We start from the raw sequence: 4,091 nt of genomic DNA on the forward strand, positions 1-4,091 counted from the left end.
TCGCCGCGCGACACCCTGAGCCTCCCCGAGGCCCTGGGAGTCGGCGTACGGGCCCCGTCCCACGGCCCCGACGGCGCGCGTCAGGACTGGCTACCCCCTGGGTATTCGGGTAGATACGGACGAGTAGTACCGGCCGGTACCTTTCCCACCAGGGCGACAGGACAGCGCCTTGGCCGGTCGGGCCCATCGACCCGACGTTCGCGGCGAGGTGAGTTCCCGATGTCCGCTCCATCCGATTCATTCGACACGGCCCAGATCCCGGAGCCCAAGGTCTCCGAGCGCGAAGCACGACAGGTGGCCGAGGCCGCCCGTGAGCAGGGCTGGCGCAAGCCGAGCTTCGCCAAGGAACTGTTCCTCGGCCGTTTCCGGCTCGATCTCATCCACCCCCACCCCGCACCCCCGGCGGAGGACGTACGGCGCGGAGAAGCCTTCCTGGCCACGTTGCGCGAGTTCTGTGAGACGAGGATCGACGGGGCGCGGATCGAGCGCGAGGCGCGCATCCCCGACGAGGTGGTCAACGGCCTCAAGGAACTCGGCGCCTTCGGCATGAAGATCGACCGGAAGTACGGCGGCCTCGGCCTCACCCAGGTGTACTACAACAAGGCCCTCGCCCTGGTCGGCATGGCGAACGCGTCGATCGGCGCGCTGCTCTCCGCGCATCAGTCGATCGGCGTACCGCAGCCGCTCAAAATGTTCGGCACCCAGGAGCAGAAGGACACGTTCCTGCCGCGCCTCGCACGCACCGACATCTCCGCGTTCCTGCTGACGGAGCCCGACGTCGGCTCCGACCCCGCGCGGCTCGCCACCACGGCGGTGCGCGACGGCGACGACTACGTCCTGGACGGCGTCAAGCTGTGGACGACCAACGGCGTCGTCGCCGACCTCCTCGTCGTGATGGCGCGCGTACCGAAGTCGGAGGGGCACAAGGGCGGCATCACCGCGTTCGTCGTCGAGGCGGACTCGCCCGGCATCACGGTGGAGAACCGCAACGCCTTCATGGGCTTGCGCGGTCTGGAGAACGGGGTCACACGCTTCCACCAGGTGCGCGTCCCGGCGGCGAACCGCATCGGCCCCGAGGGCGCAGGTCTCAAGATCGCCCTCACCACCCTCAACACCGGCCGTCTGTCGCTGCCCGCGATGTGTGTCGGCGCCGGCAAGTGGTGCCTCAAGATCGCCCGCGAGTGGACGGCGGCGCGCGAACAGTGGGGCAAGCCCGTCGCGCACCACGAGGCGGTGGGGGAGAAGATCTCGTTCATCGCGGCGACGACGTTCGCGCTGGAGGCCGTGGTCGACCTGTCGTCCCAGATGGCCGACGAGGACCGCAACGACATCCGTATCGAGGCGGCGTTGGCCAAGCTGTACGGCTCCGAGATGGGCTGGCTGATGGCGGACGAACTCGTCCAGATCCGCGGCGGACGGGGCTTCGAGACGGCGGACTCGCTGGCGGCCCGGGGTGAACGCGCCGTACCCGCCGAGCAGGTGCTGCGCGACATGCGGATCAACAGGATCTTCGAGGGCTCCACGGAGATCATGCATCTGCTGATCGCCCGCGAGGCGGTCGACGCGCACCTGGCGGTGGCGGGCGACATCATCGACCCCGACAAGACGCTGTCCGACAAGGCGAAGGCCGGGGCGCAGGCGGGCGTCTTCTACGCGCGCTGGCTGCCGAAGCTGGTCGCGGGCGCCGGTCAACTCCCCAACTCCTATGCGGAGTTTCACCCCAAGGGGCATCTGGATCTCTCCGCGCACCTGCGTTACGTGGAGCGGACGTCGCGCAAGCTCGCCCGCTCGACCTTCTACGCCATGTCGCGCTGGCAGGGCGGGATGGAGACGAAGCAGGGCTTCCTGGGGCGCATCGTGGACATCGGCGCCGAACTGTTCGCGATGAGCGCGGCGTGCGTACGGGCCGAGATGCTGCGCGCCGGGGGAGAGCACGGCCGAGAGGCGTACCAGCTCGCCGACGTGTTCTGCCGGCAGTCCCGGATCCGCGTCGAGGAACTGTTCACGCGGCTCTGGTCGAACACGGACGACGTCGACCGCAAGGTCGTGAACGGTGTGCTGTCCGGCACCTACACCTGGCTGGAGGAGGGCATCATCGACCCGAGCGGCGACGGCCCCTGGATCGCCGACGCCACGCCGGGCCCCTCCGAACGGGACAACGTCCACCGGCCGATCCGCTGAGCGACCGTGGGACCGGGCCGCGTCCTCCTTCTTCAGGAGGGCGCGGCCCGGTCATGTCGCGGGGGTGCTGCCTCAGTTGAACGGGTCGAGCGTGAGGTACGCCTGCCGCGGGTCGCCGTCGTGCACCAGCGACTCGTGGGCCCCGACGTCGTCGAAGGCGAAGCCGTACGCCTTGCCGTCGACCATCTGGGCGTGGATCTTCCGGGAGTAGTGGTTGGTGACGGAGTCCTTGTAGAAGTCCGCCGAGCCGGCGTCGGGCTGGTTGGGGTTGGTCAGGAGCGTGGAGCGGTTGAACCCCGCGCACAGCGTGCGTGAAATCGGGCCCCGTACTTGGTCGTTGGGGGCGTCGAGCAGCTTGTAGCAGCCGAAGATGCTGTCGGCGTCGGGCTTCTGGAACGAGGTGACCACCGCGCCCGAGGTGTTGGTGAAGTTCATGACGTTGCCGGAGACCCTGCCGACGTACTTGACCGCCGGCTGATTCGCGAACGGGGTCACCGTGAGTGGGGAGTTGGCGTACTTCGCCCACACGCGGTTGATGTAGTCGTCCATGACATTGGCCGGCAGAGCGCCGGACGCGATGCCGTGACCGGGCGCGAGAGCCCGCAGGACGGTGCCGTCCGACCGGGTCTGGATCAGACCGGCCCAACCGCCCGGCTGCCCCCTGAGAGCGTCGAAGAAGCCGTTGTAGCCACCCGCCTTCAGATGGCCCGTGGTCTTGGTGCTGCCGTCGGGGCCCTTGACGCCGACCGCGTACGGCGCCGAGAACATGTCGACCTGGGTGCTGTTGATCCACAGACCGGAGTCGTTGAGCGTGTACTCCGACCAGTTGAAGAGGATGTTCCTGTTCGGGTCGTTCGGATTCTGCACGGCGGGCTGCACCAGGCCGCCGGTGGCCAGCCTGAAGTCGAGCTTCTGCCCGTACGAGAAGTAGACCCGTCCGGAGAACTTCGGCAGCTGGATCGTCTTGCTCTGCCCCGGGGCCGGCCCGGCGATCGAGGCGTCGGGCGCCGGGGTCGGCGGATTGCCGCCTCCGGGCCAGGCGTGGAAGGTGCCGTTGGAGTCGGCCCAGCCCTGCCGGCCGGACGAGAGCTCCGTACCGAGGTTGTAGATGTAGACCTGTTCGCCCCGGGCGGAGTTGTTCGTGATGGTGAACGGAATGGTGGCGGGAACGGCGGCCTCGGCCGGGGCCGCGGCGGTCAAGGCCGTGAATCCGGTGGTGAAGACCACCGCGGCGGCCAGAGAAGCCAGCAGCTTGCGTATCGCAGGCACTCGCTCTTCCTCCTCGTCAGGTAGATCCCAGTGGGGACAGTGGGGGGCGGAATCTGACGTACGGACGCCGCCGGTGAGGCGGGGGTGCGACTGAAGGGCCGGTGGCCGGAACCCGAAGCCGGGAGCGGGGAACCGGAAGGGATCGACTCTTCAGGTACAGACCTTTCTGAGAGCGCTCTCAGAATTGCGCCGCGCGCGAGGCGTGTCAATGCGGATGCCGCAACTCGCCGAAGATGTCTCGACTCGGCGCGGCGTCGCCCGCGGGCCGTTGTGTGACCCGCGTGGCTCGCATGCAGCACAATCGAGCCTCGACGCCGCCACACGGGGCGCGAGCCACGCGCTCGGCCGAGGGCGCGGCCGGGCACGCGGGGACGCGGGGCCGAGGGTGCCGTCAACCGACGAGGCGCCATCAACCGACGATTGGGGCAGGCATGTTCGGGGCGGGGAACCAAGGACGGCCCGGCGGCCGACGCGCGCGACTGCGCGGCGCGGCGGCGCTCGCGCTCGTCGGCGCCGTACTGACCGGTGCGGCCGCCTGCGGCGGCGACGGGGCGAGCGACGGCGACAAGGGCGCCAAGGAGCCGGGAGCGGACGGCAAGGCGCCCGCGTCCCCCCCCCCCGCTCACGGCCTCCCCCCCGAC

The 4,091-nt window shown here is 69.6% G+C and carries 2 protein-coding genes and 1 pseudogene; 2 read left to right on the forward strand and 1 reads right to left on the reverse strand.

The features are described 5' to 3' along the window. Positions 1–219 precede the first annotated feature (219 nt). Positions 220–2,181, forward strand: coding sequence for an acyl-CoA dehydrogenase family protein (locus ACFUN8_RS37070; RefSeq protein WP_383647771.1), 1,962 nt, complete (start codon positions 220–222; stop codon positions 2,179–2,181). 72 nt (positions 2,182–2,253) lie between these two features. Here ACFUN8_RS37070 and ACFUN8_RS37075 read toward each other — a convergent pair whose 3' ends face one another. Continuing rightward, a complete protein-coding gene (locus ACFUN8_RS37075; RefSeq protein WP_383647774.1) occupies positions 2,254–3,450 on the reverse strand; it encodes a glycoside hydrolase family 64 protein in 1,197 nt (398 codons plus the stop codon). A gap of 431 nt (positions 3,451–3,881) precedes the next feature. Between ACFUN8_RS37075 and ACFUN8_RS37080 the strand changes: the two are divergent. Continuing rightward, positions 3,882–4,091: pseudogene (locus tag ACFUN8_RS37080) on the forward strand (PQQ-dependent sugar dehydrogenase); the annotation flags it as partial.

This window comes from Streptomyces sp. NPDC057307, assembly GCF_042667665.1.
Lineage (GTDB): Bacteria > Actinomycetota > Actinomycetes > Streptomycetales > Streptomycetaceae > Streptomyces.

Excerpts from the sequence above, each read along its gene's own strand:
- ACFUN8_RS37070 (WP_383647771.1), top strand. The coding sequence starts at position 220 with ATGTCCGCTCCATCCGATTCATTCGACACGGCCCAGATCCCGGAGCCC.